Genomic DNA, 23,874 nt, shown 5'->3' on the forward strand with positions numbered 1-23,874 from the left:
GGTCGCCCCCCTCCCCGGCCGCGGCTTCCATGCCAGCAGCCGGCAGCTTGGCCTGCCCGCCAGCGGCAGCGTGCAACTGGGCGAACGCCAGTACCCCTGCATCACCGGCCAGAGCTTTGCCGCGCTGGACTTCGGCCGCGGTGTCTGGCCCTTCCACAGCCACTGGACTCGCGCCGCGTTTGCCGCGCCCGGCGGCATCGCCGGCAATTTCGGCGCCGGCTGGACCGATTCCAGCGGCCTCACCGAGAACGCCCTGTGGTTCGGCGGTCGCCTGTCCAAGCTCGATCGCCCGGTGCAGATCGTGCAAGCGCCGAGCAATCCCTTGGCCCCCTGGCAGCTGTCCACCGCCTGTCGGCGGGTGGAGCTCACCTTCACCCCGCGCCAGCTGCACCAGGCCTGCCCGCGCCTGGGACCGCTCTACGCCAATACGCGCCAATGGTTCGGCCGCTTCGACGGCGTGCTGCGCAGTCCGGATGGTGAATGCGTGCCGGTGACCAACGCCCTAGGCTGGCTGGGGGCCACGCACGCACGCTGGTAATTGCCCGAACGGTTGAACCGAGTGCCGGATATAGGGCCTAAACTGCGGAATCAATGACCGGAGCCAACCCACATGAGCCGCACAGAAACCGACAGCCTGGGGCCAGTCGAAGTCGCCGATGAAGCCTATTGGGGCGCCCAGACCCAGCGCTCGCTGGAGAATTTCGCCATTGGCGGCGAACGCATGCCGCTTGCAGTCGTGCATGCCCTGGCGCTGATCAAGAAGGCCGCGGCACGGGTCAACGGCCGCGACGGCGATCTGCCACCGGATGTCGCCCGCCTGATCGAACAGGCCGCCGACGAAGTCCTGGCCGGCAAGCATGACGACCAGTTCCCCCTGGTGGTCTGGCAGACCGGCAGCGGCACCCAGAGCAACATGAACGTCAACGAGGTGATCGCCGGCCGTGGCAACGAACTGGCCACCGGCCAGCGTGGCGGCAAGAGCCCGGTCCACCCGAACGATCACGTGAACTTCGCCCAGAGCTCCAACGACTGCTTCCCCACCGCGATGCACATCGCCATTGCCAAGGCGGTGCAGCACGAACTGCTGCCGGCCATCGCCGAGCTCTCCGGCGGCCTGGCCGAACAATCGGCGCGGCACGCCCACCTGGTGAAGACCGGCCGCACCCACATGATGGACGCCACCCCCATCACGTTCGGCCAGGAGTTATCCGCCTTCGTCGCCCAACTCGACTACGCCGAGAAGTCCATCCGCGCCGCGTTGCCGATGGTGCTGCAGCTGGCCCAGGGCGGCACAGCCGTAGGTACCGGACTCAACGCACCTCACGGATTCGCCGACGCCATGGCCGCCGAACTGGCGGCGCTGTCCGGGCTGCATTTCGTCTCGGCAACCAACAAGTTCGCTGCCCTGGCCGGCCACGAGCCGCTGGTGAACCTCTCCGGCGCCCTCAAGACCCTCGCCGTGGCCCTGATGAAGATCGCCAACGACCTGCGCCTGCTGGGCTCCGGCCCCCGTGGCGGCCTGGCCGAAGTGCGCCTGCCAGCTAACGAGCCGGGCAGCTCGATCATGCCCGGCAAGGTCAACCCCACCCAGTGCGAGGCGCTGTCGATGCTGGCCTGCCAGGTCATGGGCAACGACGCCACCATCGGTTTCGCCGCCAGCCAGGGGCATCTGCAGTTGAACGTGTTCAAGCCGGTCATCGTGCACAACGTCCTGCAGTCCATTCGACTGCTCGGCGATGGCTGCCGCAACTTCCAGCAGCACTGCGTGGCCGGCATGGAGCCGGACGCCGCGCGCATGGCCGAACACCTGGAACGCGGCCTGATGCTGGTCACCGCCCTCAACCCGCACATCGGCTACGACAAGGCCGCGCAGATCGCCAAGAAGGCCTATGCCGAAGGCACCACCCTGCGCGCGGCAGCCCTGGCCCTGGGTTACCTGACGGAAGAGCAGTTCGACGCCTGGGTCCGGCCGGAAAGCATGCTGGAGGCCGGTCACCATGGTTGAGGCGGTCAAGCACGGCGCCACGCCGCTGGAAGGCGATGGCAAACGCATCCTGTTGATTCTCGGCACCCCCAAGGGCGGCAGCCTGTGCCACGCCCTCGGCGACGCCTTTGCCCAGGGCGCGCGCAGTGAAGGCCACGTGGTGCGCCTGCTGAAGCTGGGGGAGATGCAGTTCGACCCGGTGCTGCGCCAAGGTTACGACCAGAGCCAGAACCTGGAGCCCGACCTGCTTGAAGCCCAGCGGCAGATCCACTGGGCCGAGCACCTGGTGTTCGTCTATCCGGTCTGGTGGGGCGGTTTGCCCGCGCTGCTCAAGGGCTTTTTCGACCGGGTCTTCCTGCCCGGCTTCGCCTTCCGCTATCGCGGTCAGTCCCATGCCTGGGACAAGCTGCTGACCGGACGCACGGCGGACCTGCTGGTGACCCTGGACACTCCACCCTGGTACTTCCGCTGGATCTACGGCGCCCCGGCACACCGGCAGATGGTGCGCACCATCCTCGGTTTCTGCGGCATCAAGACCCGCCGCCTGACCGAGTTCTCGCCAGTGCGCCCTTCCTCCGAGGAACAGCGCCAGACCTGGCTGCGCAAGGCCGAGTTGCTCGGCACCCGCTGCTGACCCGCCTTTGCAGGATGGTTTCGCTTCGTGCGATACCCATCAGTTGGAGCCGAAGGGTGGACCACGCTTCACCGGTCCACCCTTCGAGGCCCGGCATAGCCAGGCCGGCCACTGGACCTCACAACCTACACCGGGTCGCTCGCCTCCACCCTGCGACGCGCCCGCCAGCTGCGCATCAGCGACGGGGCCAATGCGGTGAGGGCCGAACCCAGCACGACGAACACCGCACCCGCGTAGGCGATCCAGTTGATTTCTTCCGGCTGCACATGGTCCGGCCAGAGCGACGCGCAAGCGGCAACGCTGGCGAAGGTCACCAGTGGGGTAATGGCCAGGGTGGCGCTGACGCGCGAGGCTTCCCAGTGGGCCAGAGCTTCGGCGAAGGCGCCGTAGGCCACCAGGGTGTTCAGGCAGCAGGCCAGTAGCAGCCAACCCTGCAGCGGGCTCAAGTTGAACAGCTCCATGGGGTGCGCCCAGGGCGTCAGCAAGGCGGCGCAACCGAGGTAGATCACCATCATCACCTGGGCCGAGCTCCAGTGGCTCAGCAACTGCTTCTGCGCCAGACCGTAGAAGGTCCAGACGAAGGCTGACAACAGGATCACCAGCACGCCCAGGGTGTACTGGCTCATGGAGGTGAGCAGTTCTTCCAGGCGCTGGTTGAAGAACAGGCCGAAGCCCAGCACCGTCACCACCAGGCCGAAGGCCTGCCCAAGGCTGAAGCTCTCCTTGAAGATGAACAGGCTGCTCAGCAAGAAGAGGATGGGTGCCACCTGGATCACCAATTGGGTGGTGCCTGGGCTGAGCATCTTCAGGCCGATCAGGTAGAACACGTAGTTTCCCGTCAGGCCAGCCACCGCCAGGACCAGCAACCAGCGGCCACGCGAGCCCAGCGGGCGGAAAGCCGGCAGGCGGCGGTTGGCACCCAGGTAGAGGAACAACAACGAGCCGGCGACGATCAGGCGGTACCAGGTGACGGTCACCGGGTCCATGGTCTGCAGGACTTCCTTCAGCCAGATGGGTAACACGCCCCAGAGCACAGCCGTGACCAGGGCGAGGAACAGGCCATAAACCCAACGGCCGGAGGAGATATGCATTGGAACCTCAGCAGAGAAGCCCGACATTTGGCAGCGGGCAGACAAGATCGGCCATTCTAGAAGTGCCCGGCCCCAGGGCACAGGAACAGTTTCGACCCTGTCGGCGGCACAACTGTACCTGTCGCAACCGCCAGCCGCCCGTCGAGCCCCAGCGCAGGCGCGCCAGCGCTGATTAGACTCAAATAGCCAATTAATGACGGAGGTGGTCCGATGTTCGGTCGACGTGCGTGCGACGTCGCGTCAGGCACCCACTACCGGAGTGAGCGTGTCAGTGCCGTGAACGGTCAGTACTTCTTCTCCACTCGGGAAGGGACACTGGAGGGGCCTTTCTTCACACGTGTGGATGCGGAACGGGAGATCGCGCTTTACATACGCCGCATTCAACAATCCAACGCCATACTCGCGTTTCGGGGCCGATGAGCATTCCCCGGAAAGAAAGAACCCGCGCCTGGCGCGGGTTTTTCTTGCCCCGGCGACCGATGGCTCAGCGGTAGGCCTCGAACAGGCCGGTGGCGCCCATACCGCCGCCGACGCACATGGTGACGATGCCGAAGCGCTTGTCACGGCGCTGCAGTTCGCGCACCAGGTGCCCGACCTGGCGCGAGCCGGTCATGCCGAAGGGGTGGCCGATGGAGATGGAGCCGCCGTTGACGTTGTATTTCTCGTTGTCGATACCCAGCCGATCACGGGCGTAGAGGCACTGGGAGGCGAAGGCTTCGTTGAGTTCCCAGAGGTCGATGTCGTCGATGCTCAGGCCTTTGGCCTTGAGCAGCTTCGGCACCGAGAACACCGGGCCGATGCCCATTTCGTCCGGCTCGCAACCGGCAACGGTGAAGCCGCGGAAGAACGCCTTGGGTTTCAGGCCCAGCTCCAGCGCCTTGTCCAGGCTCATCAGCAGGGTCATGGAGGCGCCGTCGGAGAGTTGCGAGGAGTTGCCGGCGGTCACCGAACCATCCTCGGAGAACACCGGCTTCAGGGAAGCAAGGCCTTCCAGGGTGGTATCGGCGCGGTTGCAGTCGTCGCGGTCGACCACGCCATCCAGGATGCTCCTCTCGCCGGTGGCCTTGTCTTCCACGAAATACTTCACGCTCATCGGCACGATTTCGTCGTCGAACAGACCGGACGCCTGCGCACGGGCGGTGCGCTGCTGGCTCTGCAGGGCGTAGAGGTCCTGGGCTTCACGGCTGACGTTGTAGCGGCGAGCGACGATCTCGGCGGTCTGCCCCATGGGGAAGTAGATGCCGGGGTGTTCGAGCTTCAGGCGCGGATTGACGAAGTTGTCCTGGTTGATGCTCTTCAGGGTCAGGGTGATGGACTCGACACCTCCGGCCACCATGACATCGCTGCAGCCCGAGGCGATCTGGTTGGCGGCGATGGCGATGGCTTGCAGGCCGGAGGAGCAATAGCGGTTGAGGGTCATGCCGGCGACGCCGATGCCCAGGCCCGAGAGCACCGCAACGTTGCGGCCGATGTTGTGGCCCTGGGCGCCCTCGTTGGAGCCGGCACCGACCACGCAGTCGTCCACCAGCGCCGGGGCTAGATCGTTGCGCGCCAGCAGCGCGTTCACGCAGTGGGCGGCCATGTCGTCCGGCCGGGTCATGTTGAACTTGCCGCGGAAGGATTTGGCCAGGCCAGTTCGCACGCTGTCGACGATCACCACTTCACGCATGACGCACCTCGTTCTCGTTGGAATGGAAAGTGAGGCGAGCATAGTTCCAGCCCATACTCCCCCACCACGATCATTCACCCCGCGTATGCGCGCCCATCCTGTGCTCAGTCCTTCTTGAAAGCGGCCTCCAGGGCATCGTTGATGGTGCGCAGGATCTTCACCCGGGCATAGCGCTTGTCGTTGGCCTCGACCAGGGTCCAGGAAGCGATCTCGGTACTGGTGCGGTCGACCATGTCGTCCACCGCGTGGACGTAGTGGTCCCACTTGTCGCGGTTGCGCCAGTCTTCCTCGGTGATCTTGTAGCGCTTGAAGGCGACTTCCTCACGCTCCTTGAAGCGCTGCATCTGGGTGTCCTTGTCGATGGACAGCCAGAACTTCACCAGCACGATGCCATAGTTGTGCAGTTGCTCCTCGAAGTCGTTGATCTCGCCATAGGCGCGCAGCCAGTCGGCATCGGCACAGTATCCCTCGACCCGTTCCACCAGCACGCGGCCGTACCAGGAACGGTCGAAGATGGTGAACTGGCCCCGCCCCGGCACATGTCGCCAGAAGCGCCAGAGGTAGGGCTGGGCACGTTCTTCCTCGGTCGGCGCGGCGATGGGCACGGTGCGGTACTGTCGCGGGTCCAGTGCGCCAGTGACGCGGCGGATGGCGCCGCCCTTGCCAGCGGCGTCGTTGCCCTCGAACACCGCCATCAGGGCATGGCCGCGCATGCGCTTGTCGCGCATCAGACCGCTCAGGCGGGCCTGCTCGGTGGCGAGCTGATCCTTGTATTCGTCCTTGTCCAGCTTATGGCTGAGGTCGAGGCTGTCCAGCAGGCTGCGGCTGTCCAGGCTGGACATCAGCGGCGCCGCATGGGGCTGTGGCTTGGGCCCGCCGCTCTGCTTGAGGGCCGCCTGCAGACCTTCCAGGATGACGCGGCCAACGCTCAGGCTGCGGTAATACTCGTCGGAGCCTTCGATCACGTACCAGGGCGCATAGTCACGGCTGGTGCGGCGCAGCACCCGCTCGCCGAATCGCACGAAGCGGTCATAGACCTCGCTCTGCTTCCAGTCCAGCGGGTTGAGCTGCCAGCTGCGCTGCGGGTCTTTCTCGAGTGCCTTCAGGCGTTCCTTGAGCTGTTTCTTGGACAAGTGGAACCAGAACTTGAAGATCAGCGCCCCTTCGTCGCAGAGCATGCGCTCGAAGGCCTCGGCATCGTTGATGGCCTGGTCCAGGCGGGCGTCCTTGATATCGCCATCGACGCGGGCGTGGAGCATCTGGCTGTACCAGTTGCCGAAGTAGATGCCGGTCCGCCCCTTTGGCGGCAGCTTGCGCCAGAAGCGCCACTGCGGCGGTCGGGAAAGCTCTTCGTCGGTCGGCTGCAGGAAGCTCTCGACGTTGATCAGGCGCGGGTCCATCCACTCGTTGAGCAACTTGACCGTTTCGCCCTTGCCGGCACCCTCGATGCCATTGATCAGGATGAGCACGGGGAAGCGCGCCTGCTGCTTCAGCTCGTACTGCGCCTCCAGCAGGGCTTCGCGCAGCTCCAGCACGGCCTTCTCATAGGTTTCCTTGTCGATGGAATGGCCGATTTCGGCGGATTCGAACATGCAGATCTCCTTGGCGTGATGGAGAAAAGGTAGCGGAAGCCTTGGCTTCACGCCCACCTCAATCCAGCGCATTCACAAGCGACCTTCCCTTCGGCGCCCCTCCCCGATCGGCTACTATTCGCGCTTCGCAGTCTCGGAAACCTCCATGTCCGACTTCCACCACGCCCAACTCGACTGGGACGAACAGGGCCAGCCGCTGTCGCGGGAATTCGACGACGTCTATTTCTCCCCGACATCGGGCATCGACGAAACCCACCATGTGTTCATCAACGGCAACGACCTGACCCAGCGCTTCGCCGGGCTAACGGCAGGCGGAGGCTTCACCATCGGCGAAACCGGATTCGGCACCGGGCTGAACTTCCTCTGCGCCTGGCAGTTGTTCGAGCGGCACGCGCCGGCCGACGCCCGGCTGCACTTTGTCAGCGTGGAAAAATTTCCCCTCTCCCGCGATGACATGCAGCGTGCCCTGGACCTTTGGCCGGCACTGGCGCCCCTGGCTAGCGAGCTCATCGGCCAGTACGTAGCGGTTCATCCCGGCTTCCAGCGTTTCAGCCTGGCCAACGGTCGCGTGGCGCTGACCCTGCTGGTGGGGGATGCGATGGACTGCCTGCCGGAACTGGACGCGCGCATCGACGCCTGGTTCCTCGACGGCTTCGCCCCGGCGAAGAACCCGGAGATGTGGAGCCCTGCCCTGTTCGCCCAACTGGCGCGGCTTTCTGCGCCCGGCACCAGCCTGGCCACCTTCACCTCGGCCGGTTTCGTGCGCCGTGCGCTGAAGGAAGCCGGCTTCGCGATCAAGCGCACGCCCGGTTTCGGCAAGAAATGGGAAATGAGCCGCGGCCTGTTCACAGGCGCTGCTCGTGACGATGCCAAGCCCTGGTATGCCCGCCCGCGCTTCGTTCCCCAACGCCGCGAAGCCCTGGTGATAGGCGCGGGCCTCGCCGGCTGCGCCAGTGCCGCCAGCCTTGCCGCACGGGGCTGGCAAGTGACCCTGCTGGAGCGCCACGACGCCCCCGCCCAGGAGGCATCGGGTAATCCCCAAGGGGTGCTCTACCTCAAGCTTTCAGCCCACGGCACGCCGCTCTCCAGGCTGATCCTCAGCGGTTTCGGCCATACCCGCCGCTTGCTGCAACGGCTGGAACAGGGCCGTGACTGGCAGGCCTGTGGCGTGCTGCAACTGGCCTTCGACGCCAAGGAAGCACAGCGCCAGGCCAAGCTGGCCGATGCCTTTCCGAGCGAGTTGCTGCACAGCCTGGGCCAGGCCGACGCCGAAGCCCTGGCCGGAGTCGCCCTGCCCGCGGGCGGCCTGTTCTATCCCGAGGCCGGCTGGGTCCATCCGCCGGCGCTATGCCGCCTGCTGGCCGAGCATCCGAACATTCGCCTGATCCCCCATGCCGAAGCCCTGGAACTGCGCCAGGAAGGCGGCCTCTGGTGCGCCCGAGCTGGCGACCGGACGCTGGCCGCCGCGCCGGTGGCGGTGCTGGCCGGCGCCGCTGAAGTGCTGCGTTTTCCACAGACCGCCGGGCTGCAGCTCAAGCGCATCCGTGGGCAGGTCAGCCGCCTGCCGGCCACGCCAGAAAGTACGGGACTCGGTACGGTGCTTTGCGCCGAAGGCTATGTCGCGCCGCCGCGCGATGGCGAACACACACTGGGTGCGAGCTTCGACTTCCACAGCACGAGCCTGGAACCCACTGCCGCGGAGCACGCCGGCAATCTCGAACTGCTGGAAGAGATTTCCCCCGACCTCGGCCGCCGCCTGCATGTCACCGAACTGGAACCCGACCGTCTCGAAGGTCGTGCCGCCTTCCGCTGCACCACGCCGGACTACCTGCCCATCGTCGGCCCGCTGGCGGATGCCGAAGCCTTCGCTGACACCTATGCGGTGCTGGCCAAGGACGCGCGCCAGGTGCCGGAGGTACCGGCGCCCTGGTTCGACGGTCTCTATGTGAACAGCGCTCATGGCTCGCGCGGGCTGATTACCGCGCCGCTGTCCGGCGAGTTGCTGGCCGCCTGGCTCGACGACGAACCACTACCCGTCCCCCGCGCCGTAGCCGAGGCCTGCCACCCCAACCGCTTCGCCTTGCGCCGCCTGATCCGCGGCCAGAACGCCTGACCATGGACCTTCTCCTTCTCGAAGCCCTGGCCATCGGCGCCATCCTTGGCCTGCTGCTCGGCCTGACCGGTGCCGGCGGTTCTCTGGTAGCCCTGCCCCTGCTACTCAGCCTGCACCTGCCGCTGCGCGACGCTATCGGCGTGAGCCTGGGCGCCGTGGCCCTGTCCGCCGCCATCGGCGCCATTCCCCGAACCTTCCAGGGCCTGGTGGCCTGGCGTCCGGTCCTGCTGCTGGCCATCAGCGGTTTACCCGGCAACGCCGTCGGCCAGTGGTTAGGACGTTTCATCCCCGAGTTCGCGCTGATCCTCGGCTTCTGCCTGCTGGTGCTCTGGTCCGCCTGGCGCATGTGGCGGGGTGCCGGCCTGCCTCCGGGCAACCCCGGTCCGCTGCGCAGCGCGCCCTTGGTGGCCATCGGCGTGGGGGTCGGGTTGCTCTCCGGAGTCATGGGCGTGGGGGGTGGCTTCCTCGTGGTGCCGGCACTGCTGTGGTTCACCCCGCTGTCGATGCTGGCTGCCACCGCCACCTCGATGGCGGTGATCGCGCTGGTTTCCGGCGGCGGTTTCCTCCTTTACCTGACCGGTGCGCAGCCGCCCATGGCCCTGCTCGGCGGCCTGGCGGCCGGCGGCGCCATCGGTGTGCTCTGCGGCAACCTACTGGCCACGCGCCTGCGGGGCGCTACCCTGCAGCGACTATTCGCCCTGATGCTGGTAGCGGTGAGCCTCTCCCTGGCAGCCCAACGGCTATTGGGCTGAAGCCCAACCCAGTTATAACCAATCGATATAAAACTTCAGAAAGCACACAGGGGTCGGACCCTTTAGTGCCTTCGGGCACGAACTCCCCAACGGCAACACCGGTAAGGACTTATGTGCGGCATTTCTGGAGAACTTCGCTTCGACAAACAACCGGCCGACCTGGCCGCCCTCGATAGAATCACCCACCACCTGGCACCCCGCGGCCCCGACGCGTGGGGCCTGCACAGCCAGGGACCGATCGCCCTGGGCCATCGACGGCTGAAGATCATGGACCTGGCCGACGCCTCCGGGCAGCCCATGCTGGACCCCGAACTGGGCCTGGCCATGGTGTTCAACGGCGCCATCTACAACTACCCCGAGCTGCGCAAGGAGCTGCTCGCCCTCGGCTACCACTTCCATTCCGACGGTGACACCGAGGTGCTGCTCAAGGCCTGGCACGCCTGGGGCAAGGACATGCTGCCCAGGCTCAACGGCATGTTCGCCCTGGCCATCTGGGAGCGCGACAGCCAGCGCCTGTTCCTCGCTCGCGACCGCCTCGGCATCAAGCCGCTGTACCTGTCGCGCACCGACCAGCGCCTGCGCTTCGCCTCCAGCCTGCCGGCCCTGTTGCAGGGCGGGGATCTGGACGCCGCGCTGGACCCGGAAGCGCTGAACTTCTACCTCAACTTCCATTCCGTGGTGCCGGCGCCGCGCACCCTGGTCAAGGGTGTGGAAAAGCTGCCGCCGGCCAGTTGGATGCAGATCGACGCCGACGGCAATTGCAGCCAGGGTACCTGGTGGGAGCTGGAGTACGGCCCGCGCGAGGACGAACAGGGCCTCGGCTTCGAGGACTGGCGCGACCGCTTGCTCGGCAGCCTGCGCGACGCCGTATCGATCCGCCAGCGCGCCGCCCGCGAAGTGGGCGTGCTGCTCTCCGGCGGGGTGGATTCCAGCCTGCTGGTGGGCCTGCTGGCCGAAGCCGGCGTCGAACAACTGGCCACCTTCTCCATCGGCTTCCAGGATGCCGGCGGCGAACGGGGGGATGAATTCGAATACTCCGACCTGATCGCCCGCCACTACGGCACGCGCCACCAGCAGTTGCGCATCGACGAGCACGAAGTGCTGGAGCAGCTCCCCGCCGCCTTCTCCGCCATGAGCGAGCCGATGGTCAGTCACGACTGCATTGCCTTCTACCTGCTGGCCCGCGAAGTCTCGAAGCATTGCAAAGTTGTACAGAGCGGCCAGGGCGCCGACGAGCTGTTCGGGGGCTACCACTGGTACCCACCATTGGCCGATACCTGCGACCCATTCAACAACTACCGCGCCGCCTTCTTCGACCGCCCCCACACCGAGTACCAGGCCACAGTGCAGCCGACCTGGCTCACTCCCGACCTGGCCGGGGACTTCGTGCGCCAGCACTTCGAGAGGCCCGGCGCACTCGACCCGGTGGACAAGGCCCTGCGCCTGGACAGCACGGTGATGCTGGTGGACGACCCGGTGAAGCGGGTGGACAACATGACCATGGCCTGGGGCCTGGAAGCACGGGTGCCGTTCCTCGACTACCGGGTGGCCGAGTTGTCGGCGCGCATCCCGTCGCGCTTCAAGCTGGGCGACGGCGGCAAGGCGGTGCTCAAGGCCGCCGCGCGCCAGGTCATTCCCCAGGCGGTGATCGACCGACCCAAAGGCTATTTCCCGGTCCCCGGCCTCAAACACCTGGAAGGCCGCACCCGCGAGTGGGTGCGCGAACTGCTGCTGGACCCGAGCCAGGATCGCGGGCTGTTCCAACCGGCCATGCTCGAACGCCTGCTCGCCAGCCCGTCGGAGGACATCACCCCGCTAAGGGGCTCGAAGCTCTGGCAAATGGCCGCGCTCAACCTCTGGCTCAACCAACAGGGACTCTGAATCGATGAAAACCCACACCCTGCACAGTCAGCGCCTGTTGCGTGGCCAGACGCCGTCCTATCAGCGCCTGCAGGCACGCCTCGCCGAAGGCCACCAGGAGCCCCACGACGCGCCGCAAATACTCCACTGTGGCTGGGGCCGCCTGCTGCTCGGCCACACGTTTCCCGATCCGGCGAGCCTCGCCCGCGAACTACTGGACGAACAGCCCGGCGAGCGCGATATCGCCCTCTATGTCGCCGCGCCCCAGCAGGTGCTGGCCCAGGCGCCGCAGCATCTCTTCCTCGACCCGTCCGACACCTTGCGTCTCTGGTTCCCCGACTACCGTCCGGCACGCCGGGCCTTTCGCGGCTTCCGCATCCGTCGTGCCCTGGGCGACGCCGACTGGCAGGCGGTCAACCAGCTCTACCGCTGCCGCGGCATGCTGCCGGTGGATCAGGACGCCATTACCCCACGCCATCTGGGCGGGCCGGTCTACTGGCTGGCCGAGGACGAAGACGACAGCCAGGTGATCGGCGCCGTCATGGGCCTCAACCATTTCAAGGCGTTCGACGACCCGGAAGGCGGCTCCAGCCTCTGGTGCCTGGCGGTGGACCCGCAATGCAGCCGTCCCGGCGTCGGCGAAGCGCTGGTTCGCCACCTGATCGAGCACTTCATGGGCCGTGGACTCAATTACCTCGACCTCTCGGTGCTGCACGACAACCGCCAGGCCAAGGCGCTCTACGCCAAGCTGGGTTTCCGGGACCTGGCCACCTTCGCGGTCAAGCGCAAGAACAGCATCAACCACACGCTGTACATCGGCCCCGGCCCCGAAGAGCAACTCAACCCCTACGCCCGCATCATCGTTGACGAGGCCCTGCGCCGTGGCATCGAAGTGCAGGTGGATGACGCCGAGGGCGGGCTGTTCAGCCTCAGCCAGGGCGGCCGGCGCATCCGTTGCCGGGAGTCCCTGAGCGACCTCACCAGCGCGGTGAGCATGACCCTCTGCCAGGACAAGCACCTGACCCACCGCGCCCTCGCCCGGGTGGGCATTCGCCAGCCGGCCCAGCGCCTGGCCGGCAGCGACGCGGAGAATACCGCCTTCCTCGCCGAGCACGGCAGCCTGGTCGTCAAACCGGTGAATGGCGAGCAGGGCCAGGGCGTGGCGGTGGACCTGCGCAACCTGGACGAGGTGAAGACCGCCATCGCCAACGCCGAGCACTTCGACAGCCGGGTGTTGCTGGAGAGCTGTCACACGGGCTTCGACCTGCGGGTGGTGGTGATCAACTACGAAGTGGTCGCCGCGGCCATCCGCCGCCCGGCCGAGGTGATGGGCGATGGCCAGCGAACCTTGCGCCAGCTGATCGAACGCCAGAGCCGCCGCCGCCAGGCGGCCACCCAGGGCGAAAGCCGCATCCCCCTCGACGGGGAAACCGAACGCACCCTGCGCGCCGCAGGCGTTGGCTATGACGACGTGCTGCCCGCCGGCACCCGTCTGGCCGTGCGGCGCACCGCCAACCTGCACACCGGCGGCACCCTGGAAGACGTTACCGCGACCCTGCACCCGGCCCTGGCAGAAGCCTCCATCCTCGCCGCGCGCACCCTGGAAATCCCGGTGGTGGGCCTGGACCTGCTGGTACCCGCCGCCGACCAGCCGGACTACGTACTGATCGAAGCCAACGAGCGGGTCGGCCTGGCCAACCACCAGCCGCAACCGACGGCGGAGCGTTTTATCGACCTGCTATTTCCGTTGAGCCGCACGCCCTGACCTGCCTTCGTAGGATGGGTGGAGCAGAGCGATACCCATCACCACGAGCCACCGACAGGCATCGCCGGCTCCATCCATCCTGCGGGACTAAGCCGGCGGCAATCGCGGCGTCCAGCACCGTGCCGCATTCCGAGGAGCAGCCATGAGCCAGACACGTCCCGAACCCGACCTCGCCTACCTGCAGAAGGTGCTGCTGGAGATGCTCGCCATTCCCAGCCCCACCGGTTTTACCGACACCATCGTGCGCTACGTCGCCGAGCGGCTGGACGAGATCGGCATTCCCTACGAGTTGACCCGGCGCGGCACCATCCGCGCCACGGTCAAGGGCCGGCAGAGCAGCCCCGACCGCGCGGTTTCAGCGCACTTGGACACCATCGGCGCCATCGTCCGTGAGGTGAAGGACAACGGCCGCCTGGGCCTGGCCCCCGTAGGTTGCTGGTCCAGTCGCTTCGCCGAGGGCAGCCGCGTCAGCCTGTTCGGTGACGGCCGGGTCCTGCGCGGCAGCGTGCTGCCGCTGCTGGCCTCCGGGCACGCCTTCAATACCCAGGTGGATAGCCTGCCCATCAGTTGGGACCACGTAGAGCTGCGCCTGGATGCCTACAGCACAACCCGGGCCGACTGCGAAACCCTTGGCGTTTCAGTGGGCGACTTCGTCGCCTTCGACCCCCTGCCGGAGTTCACCGAGAGCGGGCATATCAGCGCGCGGCATCTCGACGACAAGGCCGGGGTGGCCGCCCTGCTCACTGCGCTCAAAGGCATCACCGAGGCGCGCCTGGTGCCCCCCATCGATTGTCACCCGCTGTTCACCATCACCGAGGAAATCGGCTCCGGATCGGCTGCCGCACTGCCCTGGGATGTCAGCGAGTTCGTCGGCATCGACATCGCCCCGGTCGCCCCCGGCCAGCACTCCAGCGAGCATGCGGTGACCGTTGCCCTGCAGGACTCCGGCGGCCCCTATGACTTCCACCTCTCACGGCATCTGCTGCGCCTGGCGGAGGCCCAGTCCATTCCGCTGCGCCGCGACCTGTTCCGCTACTACCACAGCGACGCCCAGTCGGCAGTCACCGCCGGCCATGACATCCGCACCGCACTCGTGGCCTTCGGGTGCGATGCCACCCATGGCTATGAACGCACCCATATCGACAGCCTGGAGGCCCTGACCCGCCTGCTCGGCGCATACCTGATGAGCCCTCCGGTCTTCGCCAGCGACGCCGTGAACAGCCAGCAGTCCCTGGAGCCCTTCAGCCACCAGCTGGAGCATGACGCACAGATGGAGAGCGAGACGCGCGTCCCGACCGTGGAAAGTCTTGTGGGAAAGGGTGACGGCAGCCCTTGAAGGGCGAGCCCGCTAGGAGCAAAGTGCCACCCAGGGACGCATAACAACACGGGTGGTCACCCATGCTTCACCTTTCAGGCTGTGTGAAAACTGTCGCACTCGGTCTGGTCTTTCTTCTGCTCTGGATCTGCCGGCCCGCCTTCGCCCAGGAGGCAGTGCCGCTCGACCGGGATCAACTACGCCTTCCCCTCGGCCATTGGGTCGAATACCTGGAAGACCCCAAGGGCGAACTCGACCTCGAACAGGTGCGCAAGCTCCCCGATCCGGCATTCCAGAAGCTGCCAGGGGAACAAGCGAACCTCGGCAAGAACCGTTCGGTCTGGTGGTTCAAGATGCACTTGGACAACCAGCGCGCCCACGCCCTGGACGGCTACCTGGAAGCCAACTATCCGCTGCTGGACGACATTCGCCTCTACTACATCGCCGCTGACGGTCGCGTGCAGGCCCAGGAATCCGGCGACCGCTTCGCGTTCTCCCAGCGCCCGGTACAGGTGCGCAACTTCTGGTTCCCCCTTCGCGTCGAGCCGGGCCAGAGCACGCTGATCCTGCGGGTGGAAAGCACCAGCACGCTGTTTGTGCCACTGGTGTTCAGCACCTTTGACGCCAGCGCCGCCGCCCAGGAGAACCTCATGGGGTTCAACGGCGCCTTCTATGGCGTGCTGTTCGCCATGTTTTTCTACAACCTGTTCCTCTATCTGTCGCTGCGCGAACCGGCCTACCGCTGGTACCTGGCCTACAACCTCAACGTGGGCCTGCTCGCCGCCTGCTTCGACGGCATGCTGTTCAAGCTGCTGCCGGACCACGTGGGGCTGCAGTCGGTGGCGATCTACATCTTCATGTACCTGCATTGCCTGACTGCAGTGCAGTTCAGCCGCCACTTCCTCCACACCAGACTGCACTTCCCACGCCTGGACCAGCTGCTGCGTGGACTGATGGCAGCGACCCTGGTGGCGGTGCTCAGCTTCCCGCTGATCGGCCTGCAGAACTGGAACATCCTCGCCAGCCTCACGGTCTTGGCAATCTCCGCCTTCCTCCTGCTCACCGGCATCTACGTCTGGCGCAAGGGTTTGCGCTACGGCTCCTACTACACCCTGGCCTGGGGTGTGCTGCTGTTCGCGTTCATCCAGATCACCACCGGTTCGCTGGGCGTCGAGGTACTGGGGCTGTTCGGCGCCACCGTGGTGAAGATCGGCGTCACCATCGAGCTGATCACCCTCTCCATCGGCCTGGCTGACCGCATCAACACCCTCAAGGAAGAAGGCTTCCGCTCACGCCAGGCCGCCGAACAAGCGCATTTCGAGAACCAGGCCAAGAGCCGCTTCCTGGCCACGATGAGTCACGAGATCCGCACCCCGCTCAATGGCGTGCTGGGCATGCTGCAACTGCTCAAGGAAACCCCGCTGGACCGCAGCCAGCGCTTCTACGTCGACACCATCTCCAGCTCCGGTACCGCTTTGATGACGGTGATCAACGACATCCTCGACTTCGCCCGAATCGAGTCGGGCAAGCTGGAACTGGAAAATATCGAGTTCGACCTGGAAGACCTGGCCTCGGACACGCTCGGCCTGTTCACCGCGCAGGCCATGGACAAGCGCCTGGGCCTGCACCTCAGCCTGGACACCGGGGTGCCTCGACGCATCCTGGGTGACCCGACGCGGCTCAAGCAGGTGCTGATGAACCTGCTGGGCAATGCACTCAAGTTCACCGCCGAGGGCCATGTGGCACTCAACCTCAGTCTGCGCCGCACCTCCGAGGGCAAGGCGCACCTGGTGTTCAGCGTCATTGACAGCGGCATCGGCATCCGGCCCGAAGCGTTGGCCCAGCTGTTCGATTCCTTCGCACAGGGTGACTCCAGCACCACGCGCCGTTACGGTGGCAGCGGCCTGGGCCTGGCGATCAGCAAAGAGCTGGTGGAAATGATGGGTGGGCGCATCGAAGTGCAGAGCACCCTCAACCAGGGCACCCGCTTCAGCTTCGATGTTCCCCTGCAGCCCGGCGAGTTCAATAGCGACGAGATGAACCAGCTGCTGGACGGCCGCACGGCTCTGCTCGCCTGCCAGGACGCCCTTGGCCTGGACGCCCTGAGTCGCCTGCTCGGCCGCTGGGGTATGCGCTGCGAACGATGCCAGGACCCGGCCAGACTGATCGACCAGCTGGAAGACTTCGCCGTACCGCCCTTGCTGGTGTTGCAGGCACCCTGGCCAGGGGATCCGGAACGCTGGGTAGACAAGCTGCGCCCGCACCTGGAGCACGGCCAGCGCGTGTTGCTGATCTGCTCGCCGGAACACAGCCAGCAGCTCCCCGCAGGCGCTGGCCTGCGCCTGCGTGCCCTGGCCCGGCCGCTAACCCTGGCGCAGCTGCGCGACACCCTGCAGGAGCTCTACCGTGAGCGGCGCCTGGAAGAGCGCACCCAGCAACAGGAAGAGCGCCGCCGGGTGAGCGCCACCCCCTGCATCCTGGTGGCTGAAGACAACCCGGTGAACCAGATGGTGGTCCAGGGCTTCCTCAAGAAGCGCGGCTATCTGGTACGTACCGTGACCAATGGCGTAGCGGCGGTGGACGAGTATCAGCGCGACCCGGAGGGCATCCAACTGATTCTGATGGACTGCGAGATGCCGGAAATGGACGGCTTCGAGGCCACCCGGCAGATTCGTCGGCTCGAACGCAACCGCAACTGGCCACCGGTGCCGATCGTTGCACTGACTGCGCATATCCTCGAAGAACATCGCCAGGCTGGCGCCGACGCCGGCATGGACGACTTCCTCGGCAAGCCCCTGGACAGCGCCCTGCTGTTCGCCACGCTGGAGCGCTTTATCCTGCGCCAGAGCGTGGACGGGTGACGGCATGGCGCGGGGGCGTTAGCATTTCGCCCCCGCTGGAGATCTCCCGATGCTCATTCCCTTTGACCTGCTCGAAGCCGATACCCTGACCCGCCTGATCGAGGACTTCGTGACTCGCGAAGGCACCGACAACGGCGACGACACCCCACTGGAAACCCGCGTGGAGCGCGTCCGCCGCGCCCTGCAGAAAGGTGAGGCGGTGATCGCCTACGACCCCGACAGCCAACTCTGTCAGCTGATGCTCAAGCTGGATGTGCCCAAGGAGTGGCTGGAGGAGTAGCGCCCGCGCCCTCGCAGGGACTCAACCCGCTGTGGGGAAGCGTCCAAGTGGCGATCGATCCACCCTGACAGGGGGGGCGAAAAAACTGCAGGCACAAAAAAGGCCGCCACGGGGCGACCCAAACAAAGCACAGAGCACCAATAGACTCTGAAGCCAGAGTGTAGATGCCCTGTGATGAAATGATGACAGACGGCTCGAATTCACCCTGCATTTCGTCGGCAAATTCCGCGAAAAACGCATCAACCGCTCTAGATCGAGACTTCTGCCTCGACACGTGCGGCGTACTCTCCGATGCGCGAATCGACTGTCTCTGCTTATAAATTCCCTCGCACCGGCGAGACATTTCGTACAAACCTTCAACCTTGAGCGCCTACAACGCCGCTCGCTAGAGTCCCTGACCGTTGCGGTTGGAACCGCGATCGGGAGTCGCAACCCGAACTTCACGCAGGACACGACCCACCTGTTACGCAATTGCTACATGGTGGGCCGTGCAGGGAAGGCTTCGGCCTTGCCGGGTTTTCCTCGCGTAACCGGTTTGCGACCCCTGCACGGCCCGCCGCCCTACCGTGTCGTGACGGTAAGGTGCGGCTTCTCTGGTAAGCGAGGAAGCAAGGATATGCAAAGCCTACACACCACGCAGATATGCATCAGCACCACAGGCGATCTGCCGCAATGCGGATGCACGGTTACCGATTTCACCCCGCTTTCACTTTCCTCCCAGCCCTATGGCGACGTTCTCTACGTGAACGTCCAGGCGCCATCGAACCACCTGTTCGAAGCCGCCAACCAGCGCATGGCCGCCCTCGGCGACCTGCTGCGCATCCTGGAGAGCGGCAACGGCAACAACGTCCTGCCCCAGGAATCCGCTCGACTCGCATCCGCCCTGGGCCTGCTCCTGGCCGATGCCCAGGCGTTGCACGAAGCGGCCTACCATCGAGCCCGGGCGGACGAGGTCCTGGCCCGCAGCCAACACCCTACCGTCGCCACCACGCCTTTCGACACCCCCGCCTAAAGCCAGTATTCCCAGGCGCGCCCGATCCGCTCACTGAGTCGGGCGCGGATGGGACGGCGCTGCCACGCCTCGACAGTCAGTTCGTCCGAGCCTTTCACATCCTCCAGAAAGGCATTGCGCATTCGCGCACCGAAGTCCGCCCCCAGCACGACGACGTTGACCTCCTGGTTGTGCAGGAAACTGCGCCAGTCGAGGTTGGTGGACCCCACCGTGGACCAGACGCCATCTATCACCCCTGCCTTCACATGGAGCAGCGCGCCACGGCGTTCGTAGAGCCGCACTCCGGCCGCCAGCAACTCGGTGTAATAGGCTCGCCCGGCGTGGAAAACCAACCAGGAATCGGTGCTGCTGGGCACCACAAGGCGCACATCGACGCCACGGGCCACGGCGGATTTGAGAACACCAAGCAACTGCGGGTCGGGCACGAAGTAGGCGCTGGTCAGCCAGATTTCGCTCTGTGCGCTACGCAGTGCGGAGATGAGGGTGGCGTATATCTGGCTGTACGGCTCGTCCGGTGAACTGCCGATGGCCCGCACCACCTCGCGGCCCTTGCGTTCCAGGGGCGGGAAGTAATGGCGCGCGACCAGGGTCCCGCCTTTCTGCCGGTCCCAGGTGGTGATGAAGAGTTTTTGCAGGTCCGCGACCACCGGACCTTCGATGCGCAGGTCGGTATCGCGCCAGGGCAGATTGCGTTCCGGGTCGTCATGACGGGTTCGACAGCGGTCAAGCGGCAAGGTGCCAGCAGTTTCGACCTGCCCTTGATCCCATGGAGCGACCTCACTGGCCATAGCCGTTCGGCGCGACAGGGGTCGGCGTCAATTCTGCGAGAAGCGCGGCCCCAGCAGGATGATGGTGGCGCCCATCACACACAGCGCCGCACCGAGCCAGTCGCTGGCCAGCGGGCGGGTGCGCTCCACCACGCCGAGCCAGAGCAGCGAGGCGACGATGTAGATGCCGCCATAGGCCGCATAGGCGCGGCCGGCGTAGACGGCTTCCACGCGGGTGAGCAGCAGGGCGAAGAGGGTCAGGCTGAGCAGGCCGGGGACGACCCACCAGGCGCTCTTGCCCATCCGCAGCCAGAGCCAGAAGGCGTAGCAGCCGCCGATTTCGAAAAGCGCAGCGAGGAAGAACCAGAGGTAGTTGAGCATGGGGCAATCCCTTGAAGAGCGGGACGAGTGGGTAGACGGATCAGCCGTGTACGCCGCCTTCACGTTCCCAGGCGCAGCGCACTCGCAGGTTGTCTTCCTGAGGGCTGTGCAAGCCCTGCTCGCTTTCCCAGCGGAAGGTGTGAATGCCGTTAAGTTCGGTTTCCAGATGGACCACGGCGCTGCTCCAGTAGAGCTGTTTGAGCAGGGCTTCGAACGCCTTCACCCACAGGCTCCACTCGTACTCCACCGCCGGATAGCTAGCGCCGAAGTGGATCACTTGCGTGCGAAACAGACCTTCGCCCGGTTGCTCGCAGCAGGAAAACATTTCGCGGCCGAGAAAGGGCCAGGCCTCGCCACTGGGCAGGCTCGCCAGCACACTGCGGTTGGTCTCGCGACGCAGGCGATGCGCCTGATCGTCGAGCGACGGCCAGTCGCGAATGCAGCCATAGACGATGGATTCGGACTCCACGCGGGCACTCCAGTAAAACAGTGGCAGCCTTCTAACACAGGACTGCCACGGGAGAAAGGAAATGCGTCGAAGTCCTCAACGCTTGCCGCGGCCCAGCAACCAGGCGAGCCCGCACATGACCAGTGCCAGCCCGGTTATCACCATGAACGGCACCTGGTAGTTGCCTGCCAGGTCTCGGCCGAGGCCGGCGAGGATCGGCGTAAGACTGCCCAGGCCATAGCCGGCGAACAGCATCATCGCGGTCCAGCGGCTCACCGCCAGGGGCGTGTCAGCTTCGTAGAGCGGCAGCACCAGGGATAGGGCGAAGGAACCGCTCAACCCCAGGCCCAGCAGCGCCGCCCAGACTTCCGGAGCCAGGGTCGGCTGGAAGCAGATCATGCCCAGGCAGACTGTGCTGATCAGGCCGCAGACCAGCAGCAGCTGATAGCGGTTATCGAAGCGCTGGGCCATCCAGGGCAGGATGAAGGCACTGGGCAGGCCCACCAGCATGAAGAAACTGAACAGGCTGTTGCTGCGCAGCAGGCTGAGACCGGCCTCGTGGTAACGAGCCACCAGCCAGGTGGTCAGGGCATAGAACAGGCCGGCCTGGAGCGCGAAGAAGGCGGTAATCAGCCAGGCCCGCGACTCGCCCCACGGCAAGCCGCCCTGCCCCGCTTCGCTGGAGGGTTCGGCGCGATTGGGCAGGCACAGCCAGAGCAGCACCGCCAGCAACGCCGGCAGGGACCAGAAGGCCAGACCGAAGTGCCACTGGTCACCCAGCAGTTGGGTCACCGGTGGAGTCAGAACGGCCCCGCCGGCACCGCCAATGGTCATGCTCAGGGAATACCAGGCAACCACACGCCCCATCTGGTGGTGGAAGTGACGCTTGATGAAGCCGGACAACAAGGGGCCGGCAACGGCGATTCCTGCTCCCATGGCAACCGCGCTGCCAATCAGCACGGCACTGGCATGGCCGCCCAGACGCGCCAGTAGCGCAAGGCCGATCAGCACGAGGCAGACGGTGATAACCCGCTCCAGGCCGAATCGCACCGCCAGGCGTGGGGCCAGGGGAGCCAGGAGCCCCATGCAAAGCACCGGCAGTGCGGTCGTCAGGCTGATCAGGCTGCGGCTCAGGGCCAGTTCGTGGGCAATGCGTTCGATCAGAGGGGCAAGTGAGGTGATGCCGGGCCGCAGGTTGATCGCGGCAAGCACCAGCGCCAGCATCAGCAGCGCTCGGGAGAAGGGTTTCACGAGGGTCCATCCGGGTTGGCCGTCAGGCCGGGGGAGAAACCCTACTCCCCCGATCCGCCGCCGGGCAACCCCGAACAGCGCCGAAGCTGACCGGTCAGACAGCCCCGATCAGGCGTTGCCGTGGTGCTTGGCGCGCATCTTGGCGGCCATGCTGGCCATTTCGTCGTAGAGCGCCTGCGGGTTCTTCTGCTTCACCGCCCAGGCCATGCGGCCCTGCTCGTGAGGCAGGATCATGAAGGTGCCGGCGGTCACTTCCTGGAAGATGTAGTCGGCGATGTCGGCCGCGCTGATCGGCGAGCTTTCCAGCAGCTTGCCCACCTGCTGCTTCATGGCCGGGGTCGGGCCACGGAAGGAGTCCAGCAGGTTGGTCTGGAAGAAGGACGGGCACACCACATGCACGCCCACGCCCTCTTCCTTCAGTTCGATCAGCAGGCTTTCCGACAGGGCCACCACGCCGGCCTTGGCGACGTTGTAGTTGCTCATCGCCGGCCCCTGCATCAGCGCAGCCATGGAAGCGACGTTGACGATTCGACCCTTGCTCTTTTGCAGCAGTGGCAGGAAGGCCTTGCAGCCCTTGACCACACCCATCAGGTTGATCGCGATCTGCCAGTCCCAATCCTCCAGGGACAGCTCCTCGAAGAAGCCACCCGAGGCAACGCCAGCGTTGTTGACGATGATGTCGATGCCACCGAGCTTCTCTTCGCAGGCCTGGGCGAACGCGGTGAGCTGGCTGTAGTCGCGGACGTCGCAGCGCTGGGTGAAACCATCGCCGCCAGCCTCGCGGACCAGCTTGAGGGTTTCAGCCAGGCCGGATTCGTTGACGTCGGACATGGCCAGCTGCCAGCCCTCGCGCGCCCAGCGCAGGGCGATTTCGCGACCGAGGCCGGAACCGGCGCCGGTGATCATGATGCGGTTGTGCATGGTGAGGTGCCTTTTATGCTTGTGCGGTAGATGAACCGCAGTGTAGCGAAGGCCATAATCCCGCCGCCCCTGAATCACGCTGCTGAATGATGAGGGCAAACGCCGCTAGCGGCGCATCATCGAGCGCCTCGCCAACAGGCAGTAGGGCACCAGGTTGATCAGCAGCACGACAGCCCCGAGCCAGAGCTGGATGCCCGGCGTCAGCCCCACCGGATAGATCACCGGCACCAGGTAGTGTTCGATGAAACCGCCGCTGTAGCCCTGCCCTCCCGCAGCCAATCGCAGACGGTTCTCCAGGGGCGTGAGCGGGCAGACCAGATGCAGGAATTCCACCGTGGCGCCCCAGACCACCGCTGGCAGGTGCAGCCAGGCCAGACGCGGCCACTTCAACACCAGCAACCCACCCAGCATGACACAGAGGATGAAGGCCAGGTGCAGCAGCAACACGGCATCAGCGGCGATCCGGTAGCTCACGGCGAGTTATCCACAGGGTCGGTTTCCTTGAACTATCACGAAAGGTGGTCAGTCGGTAACTAGAAGCACGGTCAATGCCGCCATCGAGGAGTCCCCATGATCACCCTTCTGCTGCTCATCATCCTGATCCTGCTGCTGATCGGCGCACTGCCGGTCTTCCCCTACTCCCGCAACTGGGGCTACAGCCCGTCGGGCATGGTCGGGCTGCTGCTGGTCATCGTGGTCGTGCTGTTGCTGTTCGGGATGATCTAGCCGCCTCCTCCCGCAACCTGCCCGTTGCCTTGGCGAAGCCGGGAATGCTCGCTGAGTTCGGCCTCAATAAAGGCCGAGATCATTGCCCGATAGACGGCTTCGACCACGCGCTCGTCGGCCCCTGACTCCGCTGCCAGCGCCCGGACCCGAGCAATGACGGCAGCCACCCGTTGCGGCGCCTCGACCTCCGCCTGGTCACGCTTGTACCGAGCGGCCTGCCGCACATAGGCACCTCGTTCGGCGAGCAAGGCGACTATTCGGCGGTCGAGCGAATCGATCTGGGCTCGAACCTCGTCAAGACTTCTGCAATCCATGGTTTCCATTGTCGCTCCCTGTAGAAGGTTGATTGCGGTTACTGATGGCCCCTATCGAAGGCTAACCATCACGTGCAGACCTTACACGCGCAGCACGTGGGACAGGGAGCACAGCAGACCCCACGAACAACAAAAAGG

General features: G+C 65.6%; 23 protein-coding genes. 13 read left to right on the top strand and 10 right to left on the bottom strand.

Going from position 1 to position 23,874, the window contains the following annotated elements; genetic code table 11:
- From FFS60_RS24460 to FFS60_RS24470, 3 genes are all read left to right on the top strand, one after another.
- The coding region (locus FFS60_RS24460) for a DUF2804 domain-containing protein (RefSeq protein ID WP_137823427.1) at nt 1-538 on the top strand (538 nt) is incomplete at its 5' end.
- A gap of 72 nt (nt 539-610) precedes the next feature.
- The gene (locus tag FFS60_RS24465) at nt 611-2,005 is read left to right on the top strand and encodes a class II fumarate hydratase (RefSeq protein ID WP_028628176.1); all 1,395 of its coding nucleotides are present in this window, start codon (nt 611-613) and stop codon (nt 2,003-2,005) included.
- Nucleotides 1,998-2,618 (top strand): NAD(P)H-dependent oxidoreductase, encoded by a 621-nt coding sequence (locus FFS60_RS24470; RefSeq protein ID WP_028628177.1) that lies wholly within the window; start codon nt 1,998-2,000, stop codon nt 2,616-2,618. The genes FFS60_RS24465 and FFS60_RS24470 overlap by 8 nt, the downstream gene beginning before the upstream one ends.
- Before the next feature lie 125 nt (nt 2,619-2,743).
- Here FFS60_RS24470 and FFS60_RS24475 read toward each other — a convergent pair whose 3' ends face one another.
- Complete coding sequence (locus FFS60_RS24475; RefSeq protein ID WP_028628178.1) at nt 2,744-3,709, bottom strand: DMT family transporter; 966 nt, start codon at nt 3,707-3,709, stop codon at nt 2,744-2,746.
- 210 nt (nt 3,710-3,919) lie between these two features.
- Here FFS60_RS24475 and FFS60_RS29115 point away from each other — a divergent pair, with 210 nt between their 5' ends.
- Nucleotides 3,920-4,129 (top strand): DUF6316 family protein, encoded by a 210-nt coding sequence (locus FFS60_RS29115; RefSeq protein ID WP_028628179.1) that lies wholly within the window; start codon nt 3,920-3,922, stop codon nt 4,127-4,129.
- Between the two features lie 64 nt (nt 4,130-4,193).
- Here the strand turns inward: FFS60_RS29115 and FFS60_RS24485 are convergent, their stop codons facing one another.
- Nucleotides 4,194-5,378, bottom strand: coding sequence for a thiolase family protein (locus tag FFS60_RS24485; protein WP_137823428.1), 1,185 nt, complete (start codon nt 5,376-5,378; stop codon nt 4,194-4,196).
- A gap of 104 nt (nt 5,379-5,482) precedes the next feature.
- Complete coding sequence (gene pap, locus FFS60_RS24490; protein WP_028628181.1) at nt 5,483-6,970, bottom strand: polyphosphate:AMP phosphotransferase; 1,488 nt, start codon at nt 6,968-6,970, stop codon at nt 5,483-5,485.
- Nucleotides 6,971-7,115: 145 nt separating this feature from the next.
- On the opposite strand from pap, the gene mnmC reads away from it, so the two are divergent.
- The 8 genes from mnmC (at nt 7,116) to FFS60_RS24530 (ending at nt 18,928) form a co-directional block, all read left to right on the top strand.
- Nucleotides 7,116-9,083, top strand: coding sequence for a bifunctional tRNA (5-methylaminomethyl-2-thiouridine)(34)-methyltransferase MnmD/FAD-dependent 5-carboxymethylaminomethyl-2-thiouridine(34) oxidoreductase MnmC (gene mnmC, locus FFS60_RS24495; protein WP_137823429.1), 1,968 nt, complete (start codon nt 7,116-7,118; stop codon nt 9,081-9,083).
- Nucleotides 9,084-9,085: 2 nt separating this feature from the next.
- On the top strand, nt 9,086-9,835 hold the full coding sequence (locus FFS60_RS24500; protein WP_028628183.1) for a sulfite exporter TauE/SafE family protein: 750 nt from the start codon (nt 9,086-9,088) through the stop codon (nt 9,833-9,835).
- Nucleotides 9,836-9,946: 111 nt separating this feature from the next.
- Nucleotides 9,947-11,716 (top strand): N-acetylglutaminylglutamine amidotransferase, encoded by a 1,770-nt coding sequence (locus FFS60_RS24505; protein WP_137823430.1) that lies wholly within the window; start codon nt 9,947-9,949, stop codon nt 11,714-11,716.
- A gap of 4 nt (nt 11,717-11,720) precedes the next feature.
- Nucleotides 11,721-13,460 carry an N-acetylglutaminylglutamine synthetase gene (ngg, locus tag FFS60_RS24510; protein WP_137823431.1) on the top strand — a complete coding sequence of 580 codons (1,740 nt, stop codon included), beginning with the start codon at nt 11,721-11,723 and terminating at the stop codon, nt 13,458-13,460.
- Nucleotides 13,461-13,602: 142 nt separating this feature from the next.
- Nucleotides 13,603-14,796, top strand: a complete 1,194-nt coding sequence (locus FFS60_RS24515; RefSeq protein ID WP_028628186.1) for an osmoprotectant NAGGN system M42 family peptidase — start codon at nt 13,603-13,605, stop codon at nt 14,794-14,796.
- 62 nt (nt 14,797-14,858) lie between these two features.
- Nucleotides 14,859-17,636 (top strand): hybrid sensor histidine kinase/response regulator, encoded by a 2,778-nt coding sequence (locus FFS60_RS24520; RefSeq protein ID WP_137823432.1) that lies wholly within the window; start codon nt 14,859-14,861, stop codon nt 17,634-17,636.
- A gap of 49 nt (nt 17,637-17,685) precedes the next feature.
- On the top strand, nt 17,686-17,916 hold the full coding sequence (locus FFS60_RS24525; RefSeq protein ID WP_028628188.1) for a YheU family protein: 231 nt from the start codon (nt 17,686-17,688) through the stop codon (nt 17,914-17,916).
- A 616-nt stretch (nt 17,917-18,532) separates the two neighbouring features.
- Complete coding sequence (locus tag FFS60_RS24530; RefSeq protein ID WP_245586490.1) at nt 18,533-18,928, top strand: hypothetical protein; 396 nt, start codon at nt 18,533-18,535, stop codon at nt 18,926-18,928.
- Here FFS60_RS24530 and FFS60_RS24535 read toward each other — a convergent pair.
- From FFS60_RS24535 to FFS60_RS24560, 6 genes are all read right to left on the bottom strand, one after another.
- Nucleotides 18,925-19,716 carry a phosphatidylserine/phosphatidylglycerophosphate/cardiolipin synthase family protein gene (locus FFS60_RS24535; protein WP_256658143.1) on the bottom strand — a complete coding sequence of 264 codons (792 nt, stop codon included), beginning with the start codon at nt 19,714-19,716 and terminating at the stop codon, nt 18,925-18,927. The genes FFS60_RS24530 and FFS60_RS24535 overlap by 4 nt on opposite strands.
- A 27-nt stretch (nt 19,717-19,743) precedes the next feature.
- Complete coding sequence (locus tag FFS60_RS24540; protein WP_028628189.1) at nt 19,744-20,076, bottom strand: YnfA family protein; 333 nt, start codon at nt 20,074-20,076, stop codon at nt 19,744-19,746.
- Between the two features lie 40 nt (nt 20,077-20,116).
- The gene (locus FFS60_RS24545) at nt 20,117-20,545 is read right to left on the bottom strand and encodes a hypothetical protein (protein ID WP_137823433.1); all 429 of its coding nucleotides are present in this window, start codon (nt 20,543-20,545) and stop codon (nt 20,117-20,119) included.
- Nucleotides 20,546-20,620: 75 nt separating this feature from the next.
- On the bottom strand, nt 20,621-21,775 hold the full coding sequence (locus tag FFS60_RS24550; RefSeq protein WP_137823434.1) for a CynX/NimT family MFS transporter: 1,155 nt from the start codon (nt 21,773-21,775) through the stop codon (nt 20,621-20,623).
- 108 nt (nt 21,776-21,883) lie between these two features.
- Nucleotides 21,884-22,696, bottom strand: a complete 813-nt coding sequence (locus tag FFS60_RS24555; RefSeq protein ID WP_137823435.1) for an SDR family oxidoreductase — start codon at nt 22,694-22,696, stop codon at nt 21,884-21,886.
- A 105-nt stretch (nt 22,697-22,801) separates the two neighbouring features.
- Complete coding sequence (locus tag FFS60_RS24560; RefSeq protein ID WP_137823436.1) at nt 22,802-23,170, bottom strand: DUF2784 domain-containing protein; 369 nt, start codon at nt 23,168-23,170, stop codon at nt 22,802-22,804.
- Between the two features lie 96 nt (nt 23,171-23,266).
- On the opposite strand from FFS60_RS24560, the gene FFS60_RS24565 reads away from it, so the two are divergent.
- Nucleotides 23,267-23,422: a DUF3309 family protein gene (locus tag FFS60_RS24565; protein WP_137823437.1), complete on the top strand. Its 156-nt coding sequence runs from the start codon at nt 23,267-23,269 to the stop codon at nt 23,420-23,422.
- Here FFS60_RS24565 and FFS60_RS24570 read toward each other — a convergent pair.
- On the bottom strand, nt 23,419-23,745 hold the full coding sequence (locus FFS60_RS24570) for a chorismate mutase (protein WP_371926505.1): 327 nt from the start codon (nt 23,743-23,745) through the stop codon (nt 23,419-23,421). The two genes, FFS60_RS24565 and FFS60_RS24570, sit on opposite strands and share 4 nt — an antisense overlap.
- Between the last annotated feature and the right edge of the window lie 129 nt (nt 23,746-23,874).

The sequence above is a fragment of the Pseudomonas sp. D(2018) genome, from assembly GCF_005502555.1.
In the GTDB taxonomy this organism is placed as follows: Bacteria; Pseudomonadota; Gammaproteobacteria; order Pseudomonadales; family Pseudomonadaceae; genus Metapseudomonas; species Metapseudomonas resinovorans.

Excerpts from the sequence above, each read along its gene's own strand:
- FFS60_RS29115 (WP_028628179.1), top strand. The coding sequence starts at position 3,920 with ATGTTCGGTCGACGTGCGTGCGACGTCGCGTCAGGCACCCACTACCGG.
- FFS60_RS24555 (WP_137823435.1), bottom strand. The coding sequence starts at position 22,696 with ATGCACAACCGCATCATGATCACCGGCGCCGGTTCCGGCCTCGGTCGC.
- FFS60_RS24570 (WP_371926505.1), bottom strand. The coding sequence starts at position 23,745 with ATGGAAACCATGGATTGCAGAAGTCTTGACGAGGTTCGAGCCCAGATC.
- FFS60_RS24465 (WP_028628176.1), top strand. The coding sequence starts at position 611 with ATGAGCCGCACAGAAACCGACAGCCTGGGGCCAGTCGAAGTCGCCGAT.
- pap (WP_028628181.1), bottom strand. The coding sequence starts at position 6,970 with ATGTTCGAATCCGCCGAAATCGGCCATTCCATCGACAAGGAAACCTAT.
- FFS60_RS24475 (WP_028628178.1), bottom strand. The coding sequence starts at position 3,709 with ATGCATATCTCCTCCGGCCGTTGGGTTTATGGCCTGTTCCTCGCCCTG.
- ngg (WP_137823431.1), top strand. The coding sequence starts at position 11,721 with ATGAAAACCCACACCCTGCACAGTCAGCGCCTGTTGCGTGGCCAGACG.
- FFS60_RS24515 (WP_028628186.1), top strand. The coding sequence starts at position 13,603 with ATGAGCCAGACACGTCCCGAACCCGACCTCGCCTACCTGCAGAAGGTG.
- FFS60_RS24520 (WP_137823432.1), top strand. The coding sequence starts at position 14,859 with ATGCTTCACCTTTCAGGCTGTGTGAAAACTGTCGCACTCGGTCTGGTC.
- FFS60_RS24505 (WP_137823430.1), top strand. The coding sequence starts at position 9,947 with ATGTGCGGCATTTCTGGAGAACTTCGCTTCGACAAACAACCGGCCGAC.
- FFS60_RS24500 (WP_028628183.1), top strand. The coding sequence starts at position 9,086 with ATGGACCTTCTCCTTCTCGAAGCCCTGGCCATCGGCGCCATCCTTGGC.
- FFS60_RS24525 (WP_028628188.1), top strand. The coding sequence starts at position 17,686 with ATGCTCATTCCCTTTGACCTGCTCGAAGCCGATACCCTGACCCGCCTG.
- FFS60_RS24485 (WP_137823428.1), bottom strand. The coding sequence starts at position 5,378 with ATGCGTGAAGTGGTGATCGTCGACAGCGTGCGAACTGGCCTGGCCAAA.
- FFS60_RS24470 (WP_028628177.1), top strand. The coding sequence starts at position 1,998 with ATGGTTGAGGCGGTCAAGCACGGCGCCACGCCGCTGGAAGGCGATGGC.
- mnmC (WP_137823429.1), top strand. The coding sequence starts at position 7,116 with ATGTCCGACTTCCACCACGCCCAACTCGACTGGGACGAACAGGGCCAG.
- FFS60_RS24535 (WP_256658143.1), bottom strand. The coding sequence starts at position 19,716 with ATGGCCAGTGAGGTCGCTCCATGGGATCAAGGGCAGGTCGAAACTGCT.
- FFS60_RS24565 (WP_137823437.1), top strand. The coding sequence starts at position 23,267 with ATGATCACCCTTCTGCTGCTCATCATCCTGATCCTGCTGCTGATCGGC.
- FFS60_RS24530 (WP_245586490.1), top strand. The coding sequence starts at position 18,533 with ATGCAAAGCCTACACACCACGCAGATATGCATCAGCACCACAGGCGAT.
- FFS60_RS24540 (WP_028628189.1), bottom strand. The coding sequence starts at position 20,076 with ATGCTCAACTACCTCTGGTTCTTCCTCGCTGCGCTTTTCGAAATCGGC.